Here is a 19,197-nt window from a genome sequence, read left to right as displayed (position 1 = left end):
CTCCATTCCTCGTCCGAAACATCTGTCGGGTATGGCTTGCGTTCTATCATCCCGCCAGGTTACCAGGTCTGACAGAAAGTGCCTAACACGCTCTAGTGGAGGGTGTGCCAGGCACGGGTAAAACCACCCTCGCGTTGCAATTCTTACTCAAGGGCCTGCACGAAGGGCAGACGGGCCTTTATATCGCGCTGTCCGAAACCCGTGCTGAACTGCTCGCGATCGGCGTGAGCCACGGCTGGGATCTGAGCCGTTTCACGATACTGGAGCAACTGCCCGAAGAAGGGCTCGAACCGCAATACGAACAGACCGTGCTGCACCCGGCCGAAGTCGAACTCGGCGAAAGCGTGCGCAACGTGATCGAGCACGTCGACGAACTGAAGCCGGCGCGCGTCGTCCTGGACAGCCTGTCCGAACTGCGTCTGCTGGCGGAGAACCCATTGCGCTACCGTCGGCAGATTCTCGCGCTCAAGCACCATTTCTCGACGCGCGAATGCACGGTGCTGCTGCTCGACGACACGTCGGCCAGCGCCTCCGGCATTCAGCTTCACAGCATCGTGCACGGCGTGATCAGCCTCGAAAACGTCGCTCATGATTACGGCGGCAATCGCCGCCGTCTGCGCATCGCGAAGATGCGCGGCATCAAGTTCCGCGAGGGCTATCACGACTTCACGCTAAACACCGGTGGTCTGCGCGTCTATCCGCGTCTGGTCGCCGCCGAGCATCACAGCGAATTCGGCACGAGCCCGATGAGCACCGGCACGCCCGGCCTCGACGCGCTGCTCGGCGGTGGCCTCGTCCCCGGCACCAATTCGCTGATCATCGGCCCGTCGGGGGTCGGCAAAACCACCACCGTCGTGTCGTGCCTGCTTGCCGCACTCGAACGCGGCGAGCGGTGCGCGTACTACGTATTCGACGAAACGCTCAGCATGCTGGTCACACGCTGCGCGACGCTCGGCATGGATCTCGCCCCGCACGTCGAAAGCGGTCTGCTGATGCTGCGCCAGATCGATCCCGCGGAAATCTCGCCGGGCGAGCTGTCGAGCGACGTGCGCAACGCGGTCGAAAACGAGCACGTGCGCTATGTCGCGGTCGACAGCCTGAACGCCTATCTGCAGGCGATGCCCGGCGAGCGCTACCTGCTGCTGCACATGCACGAATTGCTCGGCTATCTGAATCAGCAGGGCGTGGTCACGATGCTCGTGCTCGGGCAGCACGGCATCATCGGCGAAGTGCAGACCGAGGTCGACGTCAGTTATCTGAGCGACGTGGTCGTGCTGTTCCGCTATTTCGAGCACCAAGGCGAAGTGCTGACGGCAATAACCGCCGTCAAGAGCCGCGCGAACGATCATGAACGCACGATCCGCCAGTTCCGCCTCGGCACCGAAGGCGTCGAGGTCGGCGAAGCGCTGCGCGACTTCGAGGGCGTGCTGTCGGGCCTGCCCTCGTATCGCGGCAGCACCGCGATGCTCGGCGCGACGAACCATCTGATCGATACGTCAGGACAGTGAGCGATGGAGCAGCGTGTCCTCATCCTCGCACCGTTCGGCCGCGACGCCGAAGTGATCACCGCCGCTCTGCACAACGACGCACGCGCCTGCGTGACCTGCGACGACGCCGACGCGCTCACCACCGAGCTCGACGTCGGCGCGGGCACCGCGCTGCTCACCGAGGAAGCGCTCGCGAACGGCCACGGCTCGAGCCTGTATGCGTGGCTCGAACGGCAGCCCGCATGGTCCGACTTCCCGTTCATCCTGCTCGCCGCCCGCAGCATCGGCCATCGATCCGCGCGCGGGCTCGAAGTGCTCGAACGGCTCGGCAATGTAGTGGTGCTCGAACGTCCGCTCAATTCGGAAACGTTGCGGCGCGCGGTCGCGTCGTCGTTGCGGGCCCGCGGACGGCAGTATGAATCCCGAAGGCTGCTTGCCGAGCGCATCGAGGCACAGGACGCGCTGGAGCAACTGAACGATTCGCTGGAAAGCCGCATCGCCGCGCGCACGCACGAACTTGCGTCAGCCAACGACCGGCTGATGGCCGAGATCCACGAGCGCGCGAAGGTTCAGGCCGTGCTCGTGCAATCGCAGAAGATGGAGGCGCTCGGTCAGCTGACCGGCGGCATCGCGCACGACTTCAACAATCTGCTGAACGTGATCATGGTCAACGCGGAACTGATCGCGCGCGTGAGCGGCGACGAACGCCTGCGGGGCATGGCGGCCACCGTCAAGCGCGCGACCGAGCGCGGCGCGAAACTGACCGGCCAGTTGCTGACTTTCTCGCGCAACAGCAACCTGAATCTGAAAGCGATCGACGTGGTCGCGCTGCTGCAGGGCATGCGCGACATCATCGCGGTGTCGCTCGGCTCGGGCATCCGCTATGACAACGACTTCGAGCGCACCGAAATGTGGACCCAGGCCGACGCAAATCAGCTCGAGCTCGCGGTGCTCAATCTCGCGATCAACGCGCGCGACGCGATGCCGGCCGGCGGGCGCCTCGACATCCACGTGACCCTGCGCGACGCGCCCGACCAGACGCTGAAGCATGGCCGCTACGTCGTGATCGAAGTCGCCGACACGGGTGAGGGCATTCCGCCAGACGTCGTGTCGCGCGTGTTCGATCCGTTCTTCACGACCAAGCCGATCGGCAAGGGCACCGGGCTAGGCCTGAGCCAGGTGTATGGCATCGCGAGGCAGGCGGGCGGCGCCGCGCGCATCTTCAGCGAAGAAGGTACCGGCACCACGGTGCAGATCTGGCTGCCGATGCGCGAGCGAGTCGCCGCGCACAGCGAAGCGGAGTCCGATGCGGAAGCGAACGCGGTCGGCGACAAGCGCGTGCTCGTGGTCGAGGACGACAGCGAAGTGCGCGCGATGCTCGTTGAATCGTTGCGCATGCTCGGCTACACGGTGACCGAGGCCGCCGACGGCCAGACCGGCCTTGACCGCCTCGTCGACGATCATCCCGATCTGCTGATGGTCGACTTCGCGATGCCGGGCATGAACGGCATCGACGTGATCGCCGCGGCGCGCAAGCTTCGTGCCGATCTACCGGTGGTCCTGGCGACCGGTTATGCGGACGTCGACATTGCCGATCTCGCGGTCAAGCATTGCACGATCCTGCGCAAGCCGTTTCAGCTCGACGATCTGGCGCGCACGGTGCGGATCGGGCTGCTCGCGTGAATCGAGCTCAAGTGAATCAAGTAGACCACTTGCATCAAAATGCCCATTGAATCGCGGCGCACCGCACACCCAACGATTCTGTAAGCCCACCTCCTGGCCACCGATTTAATGCCGCTGTCGCATTCGCGCCGCAGACTCCTCCGGTTCGGCCACGATTTCCAATTCAATAGTTTGCTAACGAATATTTTGGAAATACAATACCGGCCATGTCGAATCTCGATGCCCTGCGCCGCACCGTCAGCAGCACGCTGGTCGTCGCCGCCAGAAAGTGGCGGCGCACGAGTCATGGTGTGCTCGCGGCCTTCAACGTATCCGAAGCGTGCGCGACGCCGCTTCTGACCGCGAGCCGGCTCGGCTCGGCGGTGCGTCAGGTCACGCTCGCCGATCACATCGGCATCGAGGGGCCGTCCCTCGTGCGGCTGCTCGACCAGTTGTGCGCGGCCGGCCTGATGCGCCGCGACGAAGATTCCGAAGACCGCCGCGCGAAGACCGTCGTACTGACCGACGAAGGCCGCGCCGTCACCGCGAAGATGGAAGAGGAACTGGTCACGTTGCGCGCGCAGGCGCTCAAAGGCGTATCGCGCGACGATCTCGAAGCCGCCCTGCGCGTGCTCGGCGCATTCACGGCCGATGCCGCCGCACGCGCCGAACCGGGAAGCGTCGAGCGCGACGCGCGTCACGAACGCGCGCAGCCCGTGCGCCCGGAACCGGTCAGGCACGAGGCGACGAAGCGCACCTCGTCGGCGAAGCGCGAGCCCGCCAAAGGCGAGGCGCTTGCCAGCAAGGTCGAACGGACGAGCGGCAAAAGCGCTGCCAAAACGGCCGGCAAATCACGCGGCACCGCCAAGGCGCGCAAGTCCACCAGGAGCGGCGCGCGAGCCACCGCGCCGCGCAACGCCGATTCCGCGTAACGGTTTATGGTCTATCCCACTCTCCGCGACTGGTTGTTTTCCGTCAAAACGTTCGCCGCGGCCATGCTCGCGCTTTACATCGGCCTCGCGTTCGAACTGCCGCGGCCGTACTGGGCGATGGCGACCGTCTACATCGTGTCGAACCCGTTCGTCGGCGCGACCCGCTCGAAGGCGATCTATCGTGCGCTGGGCACTGCGCTCGGCGCGTCGGGCGCGGTGCTGCTGGTGCCGCCGTTCGTCGAATCGCCGTACCTGTTCAGCGTGATCGTCGCGGCGTGGATCGGCACGATGCTCTACCTCGCGGTGTCCGACCGCACCGCGCGCAGCTACGTGTTCATGCTGGCGGCCTATACGATGCCGATCATCGCGCTGCCGTCGGTGACGAATCCGACCGGCGTCTTCGATCTCGCCGTGAGCCGGACCGAGGAGATCATTCTCGGCATCGTCTGCGCGAGCATCGTCGGCAGCGCGGTGTTTCCGAGCCGGCTCGCGCCGACGATCATCGAGCGCACCGACGCATGGTTTCGCGACGCCGCGTTCTACGCGACCGAAACGCTGTCGGGCCGCATCGCAAGCTCGGCGATTTCCGGCGCTCGGCAACGACTCGCGAGCACGATCAACGGTCTCGAACTGCTGCTGAGCCAGCTCGCCTACGATCACACGCGGCCCGACGTCCTCGCGCGCGCGCATGAACTACGTGGCCGCATGCAACTGCTGCTGCCGATCATGTCGTCGCTCGCCGATCCGCTGCTCGCGCTCTACAACAACGGCCCGCAACACTGGCCCGAAGGACTTCAGACGCTGATCGACGACGTCATCAAGTGGTTCAACCAACCGCTGCCCGCGCCGAGCGAGGGCTATCACGCGGACGAGACCGCCAACGCGCTGCGCGCGCGCATCGCCGCGATGCACCCGCCCGCCGCCGCGCTCGCGCATTGGGACGGCGCGCTGCTGTCGAATGCACTATGGCGCCTCGCGCAAGTGATCGACGTGTGGCAAGACTGCCGCTCGCTGCGCATCATCATCACGCGCGAGGAAGGTTCGTGGCGGCCGCATTTCCGTCACTGGCGACTCGGCGGCACCGAGCGCTTCTACGATCGCGGCATGATGCTGTTCGCGACCGTGTCGGCGGCCGCGGCTGTGGTGCTCGCGTGCGCGCTGTGGATCGGCTCGGGCTGGAACGACGGCGCGAGCGCGGTCACGCTCGCGGCGGTCGCCTGCTGCTTCTTCGCCGCGCTCGACGAACCCGCGCCGTTCGTGTTCCGCTTCTTCCTCGCGACTGGCGTCGCCGTCGTGGCCGCGGGTCTCTATCTGTTCGTCGTGCTGCCGCAGGTGCACGACTTCGCGATGCTGGTGATCCTGTTCGCCGCGCCGTTCATTCTGGTCGGCACGCTGATTCCGCGCCCGCAGTTCAACATGGTGACGGTGCTGGTCGCGGTGAACACGGCCACCTTCATCAGCATTCAGGACGCGTACGACGCGAACTTCCTGACGTTCCTGAACGCCAACCTCGCGGGCCTCTCCGGCCTGCTCTATGCATACCTGTGGACCCGCGTAACGCGCCCATTCGGCGCCGAGCTGGCCGCGGCGCGCCTGTTGCGCTCGAGCTGGGCCGACGTCGCGCTGAGCGCGTCGACGCGGCCGATCGAAGATCCGCGCAATCTCGCCGCGCGCATGCTCGACCGGCTGATGCAATTGATCCCGCGCCTCGCGGCCACCGACGACTACCGCCATCCGTCGATCGAGAGCTTCCGCGATCTGCGCATCGGGTTCAATGCGCTGGACCTGCGCCGCCTCACACGCAAGCTCGGCGGCGAAGCGGCCGGCGCGATCGACCATGTTCTCGATGGAGTGCGTACATACTACGAGAACTGCATCGATCGACGTCACCGCGTTCCGGTGCCGGACAGCCTGATGTCGTTGATCGACGTGGCCGTCGCGCGCGTCACCGCGCAGGGGCTCGCCAATGCCGCGGCGCCGACCGAGACCTCGCAGACCTCGGCGCGTCAGTTGCGCGATGCGCTGCACGCGCTGGTCGGCTTGCGTCTTTCGCTGTTTCCGGCGACCCTCACGAAACCAACGCCGACCGAACCGGAGGCCGCCGCGTGATGCACCCATTCTTGCGCCCCTGCTTGCGCCCCTGCTTGCGCCCGCCTTCGCACCCCGCCCTCCCTTTTCCCAGTTCCCGCGATGATCGGTGAAATCGATATCTTCGGCGTGTTCGTACCGTCCGTGCTGGTGCTGATGTTGATCGCGTATCTGATCAACCTCGGCATTCGCACCGCGCTCGATTACACCGGCTTTTACCGCTTCGTCTGGCATCGCACCATCTTCGATCTCGGCGTCTATGTGCTGGTGCTGGGCCTTGTCGTCGTCGTTTCGCACAGACTAATAACGTGAAAAAAACCTGGTTCTCCGTCGGTCAGATCCTGCTGACCCTGATCGTCGTAGTGGTCGCAGCATTCGTGCTGTGGAAACTCGTCAACTACTACATGTTCGCGCCGTGGACCCGCGACGGGCGCGTACGCGCCGACGTGATCCAGGTCGCGCCCGACGTGTCGGGACTGATTTCGTCGGTCGAGGTCACGGACAACCAGCAGGTCAAGCAGGGCCAGGTGCTGTTCAGGATCGATCAGGCGCGCTACACGCTCGCATTGCGTCAGGCCGAGGCAACGGCGCAGCAGCGCCGCGCGACGCTCGATCAGGCCCGCCGCGAATACGCGCGCAATCGTCAGCTCGGCAACCTCGTCGCCGCCGAAGTACTCGAAGAGAGCCGCTCGCGCGTCGAGGCGGGCGAAGCCGCGCTCGCCGACGCGAACGTCGCGATCGACACCGCGAAGCTGAACCTCGAGCGCTCGACGATCAAAAGCCCGGTAGACGGCTATCTGAACGACCGCGCGCCGCGCGTCGGCGAATTCGTCGCGGCCGGTCGCGCGGTGGTCGCGGTGGTCGACATGCATTCGTTCCGCGTCGACGGCTACTTCGAGGAAACCAAGCTGCGCGGCATCGACATCGGCCAGCCGGTCGACATCATCGTGATGGGCGAGCCGAAGCCGCTGCGCGGGCACGTGCAGAGCATCGTCGCCGGTATCGAAGACCGCGACCGCACGCAAAGCGCCAATCTGCTGCCGAACGTGAACCCGGCGTTCAGCTGGGTGCGGCTCGCGCAGCGCATTCCGGTGCGGGTCGCGCTCGATGAAGTGCCCGCTGATTTCCGCCTGATTGCGGGGCGTACCGCGACGGTGTCGGTGCGTGACCTGTCGCCGCTCAGGAGACGAGCCGTGTCGGGCACGGGTGGCGCATCTGGCACGGTCGCCGCTTCGGCTGCGCCGGTGGCGCCGGGTTCGTCGGTGGCGTCCGGGTCCGCTGGGTCGGGCACCGCACCGTCGGGCGCGTCGCAATGAAGTTCGTGCGTACCTTGTCCTCGCTGGCGCCGCGCTTGCCGCTGCTGCCGCTGCTGCCACTGCTGCCGTTATTGCCGCTCACCGTCGCGCTGAACGGCTGCATCAACGTCGGGCCGAACTACACGCTGCCGAAACAGGCGCTCGTCAATGCCCCGCTCGCGAACGGAGCGATCGAGGGCGCCGATCCCAAGCTGACGTCAACCCTCAATCTGCCGACCGTCTGGTGGAAGCTGTACGACGATCCGGTGCTCAACGGTCTGGTCGACCAGGCGTTGAAATCGAATACCGACCTGCGCGTCGCGACCGCGAATCTCGCGCGCTCGCGCGAGGCGCTGGGCATAGCGCAAGCGCAGGGCGGTTTTTCGGGCAACGCGTCGGTGGCGATCCAGCGCGCGCAGGAATCGGCCGAGCAATACCTGCTCTTCGAGAAACTGCCGGTCGCCAACCTGGGTGACATGGGCATCAACGTCTCGTACGAAATCGACCTGTTCGGCAAGCTGCGCCGCGGCGTCGAAGCGGCCGCGGCGGACACCGAGGCCGTGGAAGCCGCGGGCGACCTCGCGCGCATCACTGTCGTCGCGGACGTGGTGCGCTCGTACGTCGAACAATGCTCGGCGGCCGAGGAGCTGCGCATCGCGCAGCAATCGCTCGCGCTACAGAAGGAGCGCGTGGACGTGTCGCGCCGTCTGCGCGACGCGGGACGCGGAAACCAGACCGCGGTCACGAGCGGCCAGACTCAGGTCGAGACTCTGACGGCCGACATTCCGCGCTACACCGCGCGCCGCAAGATCGCACAATACCGGCTCGCGATGCTGCTCGCCCAGGCACCGTCGCAATTGCCGCCGGCCGTGCTCGCCTGCGACCGGCTGCCGCAAATCCACCAGCCGATTCCGATCGGCGACGGCGCCGGGCTGCTGCGGCGACGCCCGGACGTGCACGAAGCCGAGCGTCAGCTCGCGGCGTCGACGGCGCGCATCGGCGTCGCGACCGGGGCGCTTTATCCGAGCATCAGCATTGGCGCGTCGGCGGGCTTCACCGGCATTCTGGAAGACATTCCCACCTCGCCGACGGCGCGTTGGGCCTTCGGTCCGCTGATCAGCTGGACCTTCCCGGCCAATGGGGCGCGCCAACGGGTCCACGAAGCCGAAGCGTCGAGCCAGGTCGCGCTCGCGAAGTTCGACGGCGTGGTGCTGACCGCGCTGCGCGAAACCGAGACCAACCTCGCGACCTACGCGTCCGATTACGCGCGCGCCGAATCGCTGCGTGCGGCGCTGAAGTCGGCGGCGCAGTCGGCGGATGAAACGCATCGGCTATATCGCGCGGGGCGCGAGTCGTTCATCTCCGATCTCGACGCGACGCGCACGCTGACGGCCGCGAAGTCGCAGCTCGCGGCGGCGGAGGGCCAGGTGGCGATCGATCAGGTCAATCTGTTCCTGTCGCTGGGCGGCGGGTGGGAAGTTGGCGGGCAAAGCACGCCGGGTGAAACGCGGCCGCAGTTGAAGGCAACACCTGTCGCGGCCAAGCCGTCCGCGAAGTCGGGAGCGTCGACGGCCGCAACTGCGAAAGCGCCTTGATCGGCCGTCTTACGATTTATTTTTGACAATCTTTCTTTTTGCTTTCACTTTCGGTTAAATACGTGACACCACTTCACGCTACGGAGTCTCGTATGTCGCCATTCATGCAGGGTGTAGTCACGTTGGGCGGATGCATCGGTATCTTCACCGCGGTGGTTGCGGTGGTCGAAATGTTGGCGAATTGAGTTGGGCGAGCGGCGGACCGAAAGAGCGGCTCAGCTCTTCCGCACTTTCGCCGCCGCCTGATGTATCGCCGCCCGTACCCGCGGATACGTGCCGCAACGGCACACCACCGGCGTCATCGCCTCGTCGATGTCGGCATCGGTCGGATCGGGCTTGTGCTTCAGCAACGCGCAAGCCGCCATCAATTGCGCGCTCTGGCAATAGCCGCACTGCACCACGTCGAGTTCGATCCACGCGGCCTTCAGCGCCTGCGCCTCGCGTCCCTGCAAACCCTCGATCGTCGTGATCTTCTGCGTATGCAGGCTCGACATCAACGTCTGGCACGCGAAGCACGCGGCATCGTCGAGATTGATCGTGCACGCGCCGCAGATGCCCACGCCGCAGCCGAACTTGGTGCCGGTCATGCCGAGATCGCAGCGCAGCACCCATAGCAGCGGCATGTCCGGATCGGCATCGACCTTCACCTTGCGTCCGTTGATATTCAGTACCGCCATGCTTGCCTCCTGAGTCGCCGCGCTACACCGCAAGCTTTTGCTCATCCACCGTCCGTCATGCAAGCCGCAACGGCAGCGTCCGCAAACGCTGCCCCGTCAGTGCGAACACCGCATTGCCCACCGCCGGCGCGATCGGCGGCACGCCCGGCTCGCCGACACCTTGCGGGTGCAGCTGGCTCGGCATGATGTCGACTTCGATCGCAGGGCACCCGTTCATCCGCACGACCGGAAAGTCCACGAAGTTCTTCTGCTGCACCTGGCCGTTGACGATCGTGATCTCGTTCTGCAACGCGCTCGACAGCCCGAACACGATGCCGCCTTCCATCTGCTGACGGATCAGATTCGGATTCACCGGCAAGCCGCAATCGATCACGCACACCACCCGATGCACGCGAATCTGCCGGTTCGCGCCGATCGACACCTCCGCGACCTGCGCGACCACGCTGCCGAACGCCTCGTGCAACGCGACGCCACGAGCGCAACGTGCGCCATCGGCGGCGGGTTTTAGCGGACGTCCCCAGTCCGACAACTTCTCGACACGCTTCAGGACTGCCAGATGACGCGGATGCTGCGCGAGCAGCATCGCGCGAAACGCGATCGGGTCCTGGCCGGCCGCGGCGGCGGCTTCGTCGGTGAAGCTCTCGGTGAAGAAGGCCTGATGCGAGTGGCCGACCGAGCGCCAGAAGCCGATCGGCACCGGCAATTCGACTATCTTGTGCGACACGCGCGCGGCCGGCCACTCGTAGGGCTGATCGAACGCGCCTTCGCAGGTGGTCTTGTCGATCGGGATGTGCGGCACGCCGTAGTAACGCGCGAGCGCATCCGGCACGATCGCCTGACCCGCCGACTTCGCGTGCCAGGCGACCAGCTTGCCGTGCTCGTCGAAGCCGGCCTGAAGCCATGCCGCGCATGCGGGCCGGTAGAAGTCGTGCGTGAAGTCCTGCGCGCGCGACCAGATGGTTTGCACCGGACGGCCCTCGGCCTCGCGCGCGATCGCCGCGGCCTGCGCGACGAAATCGAGTTCGAGGCGCCGGCCGAACGCGCCGCCCAACAACTGCGTCTGTACATCGACGAGATCGACGTCGAGGCCGAGCACTTTCGCCGCATGATGCCGCGCCAGCCGCGGCATCTGCGTCGACACCCAGACGGTCGCTGCGCCGTCCGCGACCTGCACCGTGCAGTTCAGCGGCTCGACCGCGCCATGCGCGAGATACGGCGCGTGATAGACCGCTTCGATCGTGCGCGCCGCGCGACTCATCGCGTTGTCGACGTTGCCGACGTGGTAATACACGTGGCCGTCCGTATGGTCGAGCGCCTCGACGAGGCGGCAGTCCACCGCCGCGCTCGACACCTTCGCGGCCGCGCCGTCATGCCAGGTCACGTTGATCGCCTCGACCGCGCTCATCGCGCGAAACGCGTTGTCCGCGATCACGGCCACGCCGCCGGTGCCGCCCGCGTACGGCGGCACGGCGAACGCCTTGATGAAGCCCCGTATCTTTTGCGCGGGCGTCGCGTCGAAATGCGCGACCGTGCCGCCGAGCGTCGGACACATCACGACGCTTGCATAGACCAAACCGTCGGGCAACACGTCGATGCCGAAGCGCGCCGCACCGTCGATTTTCGACGCGGCTTCGATGCGCCGCACGGGCTGGCCGATCAGCCTGAAGTCGGCCGGCTGCTTCAGGACGACGCTGCGCGGCAGCGGCTGGCGCGCGGCCATCAACGACAACTCGCCGAACGTCGCCTTGTGCCCCCACGGGTGCAGCACGTAGCCCTTTTCCGCGCGGCATTCGCGGACCGGCACGTCCCAGCGCTCGGCCGCCGCCTCGATCAGCATCACACGCGCCGACGCGCCGGCCTCGCGCATCGGCGTCCAGAGATCGTTCATGCTCGAGGAGCCGCCCGTCATCATCGTGCCGATCTCACGCACTGCCTTGCTCGTGATCCACACGGTGCCGCGGCGGATGTAGCTGTCGTCGTCGGGGCGAAACGGCAGATCGTCGACGATGCTCTGCACCGCGTTGTAGATCCGGTCGATCGGCGCCTCTTCGACTTTCACCTGAGGCCAGTCGGCGTCGAGCTCCTCGGCGAGCAGCATCGCAAGCCCCGTATGGATGCCCTGCCCCATTTCGGCCTTCGGCACCATGATCGTCACGCGGTTGTCGGCGTCGATCTTGACCCAGCCGTTTAGCGCGACCTGCGTGCCTTGCGTCGGCAGCGGCGTCGACGTCATCAGGCGCTGGCGCGGCGGCACCACGGCCCAGCCGACCAGCAGTCCGCCCAACGCACTGGCGCCGCCAAGCAGAAAGGTTCTGCGCGTCAACATGGCATGGCTCGCTCGGCTGGCTCGATGGTAGGAAAGCGGCGACAGCGCCGATGCACCCGTCTTTGTCTGCGAATAGTAATAAGACGAATCGGCGAGCGTGAGACTTAAATGCGCGCGTGAACCTCGAGCGGCCGTGCGGCGTGGGAAGGCGGGGACTGAAAGCGGCGGGGGAAAGTCGTGGGGTGTTTCATTAACTGCGACCGCGCAGAGGCGGCGGTGTGCCGGCGTAAGTCACCGCCGGCACACCGCGAACCTTGCGCTTGATTCAATCAGGCGATCATGCGACTGGATCAACGGCGGTTCGAACCCGACACCACGTCGATCCACACGGCCAGCACGAGGATGCCGCCCTTCACGATCATCTGCCAGTACGCGTCGACGTCGAGCATGGACATGCCATTGTCGAGGCTCGCCATGACGAGCGCGCCGATCAGCGCGCCATACACGGTGCCGGAGCCGCCGCGCATCGAGGTGCCGCCGATAAAGCACGCGGCGATCGCGTCGAGTTCGCCCATCGAGCCCGCCGACGGCGAACCGGCCGCGAGCCGCGCCGTGTTGACGATGCCGGCAAACGCGCACATCAGCCCCATCAGCGCGAAGATCGCGAGCTTCACGCGGTCGGTGTTGACACCTGACAGCCGCGTCGCTTCGAGGTTCGAGCCGACCGCGTAGATGCGGCGTCCGAACACGGTCTGCGTCGCGATCCATGTGAAGACGCCGAGCAGCGCGAGCAGCAGCAACACCGGCACCGGAATGCCGCCGTAACTGTCGAGCATCGCGATGAAGCCGGCGAGAATCGCGCCTGCGCCGATCATCTTCGCGACGTCCTGCCAGAACGGCACGACGCGCAACTGATAACGCTGCCGATTGGCGCGCTGGCGGATCGTCAGGAATGCCAGCAGCAGGAACAGCACGACGGCGAGCGTGTCGCCGGCGAGCCGCGGCAGATAGCCCTGGCCGACGAACACGAAGCTGTCCGACACCGGCGCGATCGTCGACCCTCCGGTAATGCCGAGCAGAATGCCGCGATACGCGAGCATGCCGCCGAGCCCGACGATAAACGACGGCACGCGCCGATACGTCGACCACCAGCCGTTGAACATGCCGACCCCGATGCCGAGCAGCAACACGACCGGAATCGTCACGCCGATCGGCCAGTGCCGGTTCACGTCGAGAATCGCCGCAACGCCGCCGAGCAAACCGAGCAGCGAACCGACCGACAGATCGATTTCACCGGCGATGATCACGAACACCATGCCGCACGCGAGCATGCCGGTAATCGACATCTGCCGCAGCAGATTCGACAGATTGCGCGGCGTGACGAACGCGCCGTGCGTGAGCGCCGAAAAGAAAATCCAGATCACGGCGACGGCGATCAGCAGCGCGAGAATCTTGTAGCGCGCGAACAGTTGCTGGATCCGTTGCGTGCCGCCGAATGCGCCTCGCGGCGCGGCGTTGTCGGTGCGTTGGGAAGTTACTTCGGGAGTCATGCGGCACTCGCTGCGGTTGGGTTCGAAGATAGGTGCACGGGGCGGATCGCGGCGCCGAGAATGTCTTCCTGCGTGAGACCGTCGTTGATGAAGTCGCCGCGCAACTCGCCCTCGCCGATCACGAGCACCCGGTCGCTGATGCCGAGCACTTCCGGCAATTCGGACGACACCATCACGATCGACATGCCGCGCTGCGCCAGCTGGAAGATCAGCTTGTAGATCTCGTATTTGGCGCCGACGTCGACGCCGCGTGTCGGTTCGTCGAGAATCAGCACGGTCGGGTTGGTCAGCAGCATGCGCGTGAGCACGGCCTTCTGCTGATTGCCGCCCGACAGACTTGCAATCGATAACATCGGATTCGCGGCGCGCACGGAAAGCCGTTTCATTTCCGTCTGAATCGTGTCGAGTTCGGCCGCGGAATCGATACGCCCGCCCGACGCGAAACGCTGCAACACCGCAAGCGTGATGTTATGGCCGACGCTCATGCCGGGCACGATGCCGTGGCGTTTGCGATCCTCGGGCACCATCGCGATGCCGGCGCGAATCGCGTCGATCGGCGCGCGAATTTTCAGCGGCTTGCCGTCGAGCATGACGTGCGCCTCGCTGATGCCTGCATACGCGCCGAAAATCGCCTGCATCAGTTCGGTGCGGCCCGCGCCGACGAGCCCGGCGACACCGAGAATTTCGCCGCGCCGCAACGAGAACGACACGTCGTCCACGCGCTTGCGGCGCGGATTCGTCACGTCGAAACAGGTCACGTTGCGCGCTTCGAAGATCACGTCGCCGATCGGATGCGGCTCGCGCGGAAACAGGTTCTTGATCTCTCGGCCGACCATCAGCGAGATGATCCGCTCGGTCGTCAGGGCGTGCATCGGCTCGGTCGCGACATGGCGGCCGTCGCGAATCACGCTGATCGTGTCGCAGACGGCCGCGACTTCGTCGAGCTTGTGCGAAATGTACACGCAGGCAATGCCGCGCCGTTTCAGATCGCGCACGATATCGAGCAGAATCGCGATTTCGGAGGCGGTCAGCGACGACGACGGTTCGTCGAGGATCAGCAGCTTCGCGCGCTTGTTCAGCGCCTTCGCGATTTCGATCAGTTGCTGATGGCCGCCCCCGTAGTTCATCACGGGCTGCGCGGCGTTGATGCCGCTGATGCCGAGTTCGCGCAACAGTTCGTCGGCACGCTGATACATCGCCGCGTAGTTCATGCGGCCGCCGGGCAGCGTGATTTCGTTGCCGAGAAAGATGTTTTCCGCGACCGACAACTCCGGCACGAGCATCAGTTCCTGGTGGATGATGATGATGCCCGCGCGTTCGGTGTCGCGTACGCTCGCGGCCTTCAGCGTCTCGCCTTCCCAGGTTATTTCGCCATCCCACGTACCGTGCGGATACACGCCGGACAGCACCTTCATCAGCGTCGATTTGCCCGCGCCGTTTTCGCCGCACAGGCCCACGCATTCGCCCGGCGATACGGTCAGATCGATGCCGTCGAGCGCCTTCACGCCGGAAAAAGCTTTGACGATGCCGCGCATCGTCAGAACAGGTTGCGTCATTCGCTATGCCTCGCTGCAAGTTGGGCCAATGTTCGATCACGCTCCCGGGCGCCATGACCCGGGAGCGTGGCGTTCACATAGCCCGTCTCTGTGTTATTTGCTCGCGAGTTGCTCTTGCGTGTAGAAGCCGTCCTTCACGACGGTGTCGAGGTTCGCCTTGGTCAGCTTGGTCGGCTGCAGCAGCACCGTATCGACCTTCTTCTTGCCGTTGTCGTATTGCGCGTTGAACGCCGGCTTGTCACCCTTGGCAAGCGCGACCGACAGCTTCGCCGCTTCGCTCGCGATCAGCTTCAGCGGCTTGTAGACCGTCATCGTCTGCGTGCCGGCCGCCACGCGCTTCACGGCAGCGAGGTCGGCATCCTGACCCGAGATCGGTACCTTGCCGGCGAGGCCCTGCGCGGCGAGTGCCTGGATCGCGCCGCCAGCGGTGCCGTCATTCGACGCGACGACTGCGTCGATCTTGTTGTTGTTCGCGGTCAGCGCGTCTTCCATGATGCGCAGCGCGGTCGATGCGCTCCACTCCGGCACCCACTGCTGGCCGACCACCTTGATGTCACCCTTGTCGATCGCCGGTTGCAGCACCTTCAACTGGCCCTTGCGCAGCATCTTCGCATTGTTGTCGGTCGGTGCGCCGCCGAGCAGGAAGTAGTTGCCCTTCGGCCGCACGTCATAGACGCCCTGCGCCTGCATCTCGCCGACCTTCTCGTTGTCGAACGAGATATAGGCGTCGATATCGGCGTCGAGAATCAGGCGGTCATACGACACGACCTTGATGCCCGCTTTGCGTGCTTCGGCCACGACGTTGCCGAGCGTCTTCGAGTTGAACGGCACGATCACAATCACGTCGACGCCGCGCGAGATCAGGTTTTCGATCTGCGAGATCTGACGCTCTTCGCTCGCATCGGCCGATTGCACCGACACCTTCGCGCCGAGCTTTTCCGCCGCGGCGACGAAATAGTCGCGATCGCGCGACCAGCGCTCGACGCGCAGATCGTCGATACAGAAGCCGATTTCCGGATGAGCCTTGCTGGCGTGCGCGAGCGGCGCGGCGAGCGACAGGCTGGCGAGTACCGCGCCGCACAACAGCGAACTCAGGACGTTACGACGCATTGCAAATTTCATTGATGTCTCCTTTGTGTAGTGATAGCCGGAATACCGGACGTATCGGTCTGCGCTGCGAGCCGCAGACTCGGACAAGCGACAACCCACAGCTTGCTGGTGCGCGCGGTCGACGTGGCCGCGCGATCTTTATTCAACGTCCGCTATAAATCGCCTGATTTACGATGTTTTCCATGTGTTCCTGTTGCCCGCTCACATGCCGCGGATTCAGATCGCGCGCCAGCGTGTCCGCCGCAAGCGTCGACAGCGAGTAGTCGCCGGACAGGATCTTGCGGCCGAACTCGCCATCCCAGCCCGCGTAGCGTTGCCGCTTGAACTGCTCGAGGCGCTCGTTTTCGACCAGCACCGCGGCGCGTTCGAGGCCTAGCGCGAGGTTGTCGATCGCGCCGACGTGGCCATAAAACAGGTCTTCCGCATCGACACTCTGGCGCCGCACCTTCGCATCGAAGTTCATGCCGCCGCTCGTGAAACCGCCGTGGCGCAGGATTTCGTAGAAGGCCAGCGTGAGTTCCTCGACGCTGTTGGGAAATTGGTCGGTGTCCCAGCCATTTTGCGGATCGCCGCGATTCGCATCGACGCTACCGAAGATGCCGAGCGCAAATGCGGTCGCAATCTCGTGATGGAACGAGTGCCCCGCGAGCGTCGCGTGATTCGCCTCGATGTTGACGCGAATCTCCTTGTCAAGGCCGTGCTGCAGCAGGAAGCCGTGCACGGTCGCGACGTCGTAGTCGTATTGATGCTTGGTGGGCTCCTGCGGCTTCGGCTCGATCAGCAGCGCGCCCTTGAAACCGATCTGGTGCTTGTGTTCGACCACCATGTGCAGGAAGCGCGCGAACTGCTCGCGCTCGCGCACGAGGTCGGTGTTCAGCAGCGTGTCGTAGCCTTCGCGGCCACCCCACAACACGTAGTTTTCACCGCCGAGGCGCAGCGTCGCGTCGAGTGCATGACGCACCTGGGTCGCGGCAAAGGCGAAAACCTCCGGATTCGGATTGGTCGCGGCGCCGGCCGCGTAACGCGGATGCGAAAACAGATTCGCGGTGCCCCACAGCAATTTGACACCGGTATCCTGCTGCTTGCGCGCGAGGTAGTCGGACACGCGCAGGAAGTTCTCGCTGTATTCCTTCACGCTCGCGCCTTCGGGCGCGACGTCGGTATCGTGGAACGTGTAGTACGGCGTGCCGAGCTTCGAGAAAAATTCGAACGCGGCGTCGGCCTTTTGCAGCGCTCGCTCCATTGCGTCGCCGGGTTGCTGCCACGGCCGCCGGAACGCGCCCTGACCGAAGATATCGATGCCGGGCCATACGAAGGTATGCCAGTAGCAGACGGCGATACGCAGATGTTCCTCGAGCGTCTTGCCGAGTACCTTCCTCGTTTTGTCGTAGTGACGATACGCGAGCGGGTTGTCCGATTGCGGACCTTCGTAACGAATTTCCGGAATGTGTTCGAAGTAGGACATCGGCGTCTCCAATGTATGCTGCGTTGCAACCCACGCGAGAAGCCGCGCAGGCCGACAAAGTGACGCCATGCTGCCGCTTGCACGATGTGCCGGCAATTGCGAAATTGCGCAGCGCGCTTGATGTTTCTTACCGCCCGCGCGTTTGTTTACTGCCGTCGCGCGATTCGGCGCCTAGAATAACCAGACGCTTAAAAAGGGGTTGCTCCCAGGCACCCGACACAATGGAGACAAAGGCGCGTGGTCCATCGATCCACCCGCCGCTCACCGCCATGACCCGTCCACAAGCACCTCAGACAACCCATCGCATCGCGCTGCTGTTCAACGCGAACAAGGTCTACGATCGCGAGATCATCACGGGCATCGGCAACTACCTGCTGTCGACGCGCGTCGCATGGGATCTCTTCCTCGAAGAAGACTTCCGCTGCCGGCTCGCGGGTATCCAGCGCTTCGACGGCGACGGCATCATCGCGGACTTCGACGATCCCGCCGTCGACGAAGCCCTGCGCGACTGTCCACTGCCGGTGGTCGCGGTCGGTTCGTCGTACGAGGACCCGACGCAGTACCCCCCGGATTTACCCTATATCGCGACCGACAACAGCAAGCTCGTGTCGCTCGCGTACACGCACCTGATCGGCGCGGGCCTCGAAAACTTCGCGCTGTACAGCCTGCCGCAGGCGCAGGAAAACCGTTGGGCGCAACAGCGCGAACTCGCCTTCGCGAATCTGCGCAGCGCCAACGGACGCAGCACGGCGCAGATCGATAGCGAGATCTATCGCGGTCTGTCGACGAGCGCGCCGTCCTGGAACCAGGCCATCGAACAACTGACCACCTGGCTGCGGCAACTGCCGAAGCCGGTCGGCATCATCGCGGTGACCGACGCGCGTGCGCGGCATTTGCTGCAGGCATGTCTGATCGCGGGCATTCCGGTGCCCGAGGAAGTCGCGATCATCGGCATCGACAACGATCCGCTCACGCGGACGCTGACGCGCATTCCGCTGTCGTCGGTGATCCAGGGTACCGAGGAAATGGGCCGTACCGCCGCGCACATCCTGCATCAGATGCTGCACGGCGCGCGCTTTCCGGGGCGCCGCATTCTGGTGCCGCCGGTCGGCATCAACGTGCTCGAATCGACGCGGCATCAGCCGCTCGCGAGTCCATACGTGATGCGCGCCCGCCATTTCATTCGCCAGTACGCGTGCCAGGGCATCCGCACCGAGCAGGTGGCCGACTATGTGGGCGTGTCGCGTTCGTCGCTCGAAGAGTATTTCCGGCGCGAGCGGCAGTGCACCGTGCATCAGGAGATCCTGCGCCACAAGCTCGACGTCGCGAAGTCGCTGCTCGCGAAACGCGATGCGTCGAGCGCGGAAGTCGCGATCCGTTGCGGCTTCACGTCGTTGCAATACATGTACGCGGTATTTCGCCGCGAACTCGGCTGCACGCCGCGCGAATACCAGGAGCGCGTGGGCCCGAAGGCCAAAACCGCTGGCTGAGCATGCTTTCTATTTTTTCTTCGC

General features: G+C 65.0%; 14 protein-coding genes. 8 read left to right on the top strand and 6 right to left on the bottom strand.

What is annotated here, in order from left to right:
- The first annotated feature begins 95 nt into the window (after positions 1 to 95).
- The 7 genes from HDG33_RS27245 (at position 96) to HDG33_RS27215 (ending at position 9,059) form a co-directional block, all read left to right on the top strand.
- The gene (locus tag HDG33_RS27245; protein ID WP_184036341.1) at positions 96 to 1,508 is read left to right on the top strand and encodes an ATPase domain-containing protein; all 1,413 of its coding nucleotides are present in this window, start codon (positions 96 to 98) and stop codon (positions 1,506 to 1,508) included.
- A 3-nt stretch (positions 1,509 to 1,511) separates the two neighbouring features.
- Positions 1,512 to 3,170 (top strand): ATP-binding protein, encoded by a 1,659-nt coding sequence (locus tag HDG33_RS27240; protein ID WP_184036338.1) that lies wholly within the window; start codon positions 1,512 to 1,514, stop codon positions 3,168 to 3,170.
- Positions 3,171 to 3,376: 206 nt separating this feature from the next.
- Positions 3,377 to 4,081 (top strand): MarR family winged helix-turn-helix transcriptional regulator, encoded by a 705-nt coding sequence (locus HDG33_RS27235; RefSeq protein ID WP_184036335.1) that lies wholly within the window; start codon positions 3,377 to 3,379, stop codon positions 4,079 to 4,081.
- Between the two features lie 6 nt (positions 4,082 to 4,087).
- The gene (locus HDG33_RS27230) at positions 4,088 to 6,190 is read left to right on the top strand and encodes an FUSC family protein (RefSeq protein ID WP_184036332.1); all 2,103 of its coding nucleotides are present in this window, start codon (positions 4,088 to 4,090) and stop codon (positions 6,188 to 6,190) included.
- Between the two features lie 81 nt (positions 6,191 to 6,271).
- Positions 6,272 to 6,481: a DUF1656 domain-containing protein gene (locus HDG33_RS27225; RefSeq protein WP_184011511.1), complete on the top strand. Its 210-nt coding sequence runs from the start codon at positions 6,272 to 6,274 to the stop codon at positions 6,479 to 6,481.
- A complete protein-coding gene (locus HDG33_RS27220) occupies positions 6,478 to 7,485 on the top strand; it encodes an HlyD family secretion protein (protein ID WP_184036329.1) in 1,008 nt (335 codons plus the stop codon). The genes HDG33_RS27225 and HDG33_RS27220 overlap by 4 nt, the downstream gene beginning before the upstream one ends.
- Positions 7,482 to 9,059, top strand: coding sequence for an efflux transporter outer membrane subunit (locus HDG33_RS27215; RefSeq protein ID WP_184036325.1), 1,578 nt, complete (start codon positions 7,482 to 7,484; stop codon positions 9,057 to 9,059). Before HDG33_RS27220 ends, HDG33_RS27215 begins: the two co-directional genes overlap by 4 nt.
- A gap of 215 nt (positions 9,060 to 9,274) precedes the next feature.
- Here the strand turns inward: HDG33_RS27215 and HDG33_RS27210 are convergent, their stop codons facing one another.
- The 6 genes from HDG33_RS27210 to xylA all read right to left on the bottom strand — a co-directional run bounded on the left by HDG33_RS27210 (position 9,275) and on the right by xylA (position 17,683).
- On the bottom strand, positions 9,275 to 9,736 hold the full coding sequence (locus HDG33_RS27210; RefSeq protein WP_184036322.1) for a (2Fe-2S)-binding protein: 462 nt from the start codon (positions 9,734 to 9,736) through the stop codon (positions 9,275 to 9,277).
- Between the two features lie 55 nt (positions 9,737 to 9,791).
- Entirely contained in the window at positions 9,792 to 12,062 is a 2,271-nt protein-coding gene (locus HDG33_RS27205; RefSeq protein WP_184036319.1) for a xanthine dehydrogenase family protein molybdopterin-binding subunit, read from the bottom strand.
- A gap of 290 nt (positions 12,063 to 12,352) precedes the next feature.
- Complete coding sequence (locus HDG33_RS27200; RefSeq protein ID WP_184036316.1) at positions 12,353 to 13,552, bottom strand: sugar ABC transporter permease; 1,200 nt, start codon at positions 13,550 to 13,552, stop codon at positions 12,353 to 12,355.
- Complete coding sequence (xylG, locus tag HDG33_RS27195; protein ID WP_184036313.1) at positions 13,549 to 15,108, bottom strand: D-xylose ABC transporter ATP-binding protein; 1,560 nt, start codon at positions 15,106 to 15,108, stop codon at positions 13,549 to 13,551. Before xylG ends, HDG33_RS27200 begins: the two co-directional genes overlap by 4 nt.
- Positions 15,109 to 15,201: 93 nt before the next feature.
- On the bottom strand, positions 15,202 to 16,230 hold the full coding sequence (gene xylF / locus HDG33_RS27190) for a D-xylose ABC transporter substrate-binding protein (protein WP_184036310.1): 1,029 nt from the start codon (positions 16,228 to 16,230) through the stop codon (positions 15,202 to 15,204).
- A gap of 130 nt (positions 16,231 to 16,360) precedes the next feature.
- A complete protein-coding gene (gene xylA, locus HDG33_RS27185) occupies positions 16,361 to 17,683 on the bottom strand; it encodes a xylose isomerase (protein WP_184036307.1) in 1,323 nt (440 codons plus the stop codon).
- Positions 17,684 to 17,952: 269 nt separating this feature from the next.
- Here xylA and HDG33_RS27180 point away from each other — a divergent pair, with 269 nt between their 5' ends.
- Complete coding sequence (locus tag HDG33_RS27180) at positions 17,953 to 19,173, top strand: DNA-binding transcriptional regulator (RefSeq protein WP_184036304.1); 1,221 nt, start codon at positions 17,953 to 17,955, stop codon at positions 19,171 to 19,173.
- Positions 19,174 to 19,197: the final 24 nt, after the last annotated feature.

The sequence above is a fragment of the Paraburkholderia sp. Cpub6 genome, assembly GCF_014201065.1.
GTDB lineage: Bacteria > Pseudomonadota > Gammaproteobacteria > Burkholderiales > Burkholderiaceae > Paraburkholderia > Paraburkholderia tuberum.
Note: the sequence above shows the minus strand (reverse complement) of the source record. Positions and strands in the feature narration are given on the sequence as shown.

Coding starts and splice junctions, on each gene's coding strand:
- HDG33_RS27240 (WP_184036338.1), top strand. CDS start 1,512: ATGGAGCAGCGTGTCCTCATCCTCGCACCGTTCGGCCGCGACGCCGAA.
- HDG33_RS27235 (WP_184036335.1), top strand. CDS start 3,377: ATGTCGAATCTCGATGCCCTGCGCCGCACCGTCAGCAGCACGCTGGTC.
- HDG33_RS27230 (WP_184036332.1), top strand. CDS start 4,088: ATGGTCTATCCCACTCTCCGCGACTGGTTGTTTTCCGTCAAAACGTTC.
- HDG33_RS27225 (WP_184011511.1), top strand. CDS start 6,272: ATGATCGGTGAAATCGATATCTTCGGCGTGTTCGTACCGTCCGTGCTG.
- HDG33_RS27215 (WP_184036325.1), top strand. CDS start 7,482: ATGAAGTTCGTGCGTACCTTGTCCTCGCTGGCGCCGCGCTTGCCGCTG.
- HDG33_RS27210 (WP_184036322.1), bottom strand. CDS start 9,736: ATGGCGGTACTGAATATCAACGGACGCAAGGTGAAGGTCGATGCCGAT.
- HDG33_RS27205 (WP_184036319.1), bottom strand. CDS start 12,062: ATGTTGACGCGCAGAACCTTTCTGCTTGGCGGCGCCAGTGCGTTGGGC.
- HDG33_RS27200 (WP_184036316.1), bottom strand. CDS start 13,552: ATGACTCCCGAAGTAACTTCCCAACGCACCGACAACGCCGCGCCGCGA.
- xylG (WP_184036313.1), bottom strand. CDS start 15,108: ATGACGCAACCTGTTCTGACGATGCGCGGCATCGTCAAAGCTTTTTCC.
- xylF (WP_184036310.1), bottom strand. CDS start 16,230: ATGAAATTTGCAATGCGTCGTAACGTCCTGAGTTCGCTGTTGTGCGGC.
- xylA (WP_184036307.1), bottom strand. CDS start 17,683: ATGTCCTACTTCGAACACATTCCGGAAATTCGTTACGAAGGTCCGCAA.
- HDG33_RS27180 (WP_184036304.1), top strand. CDS start 17,953: ATGACCCGTCCACAAGCACCTCAGACAACCCATCGCATCGCGCTGCTG.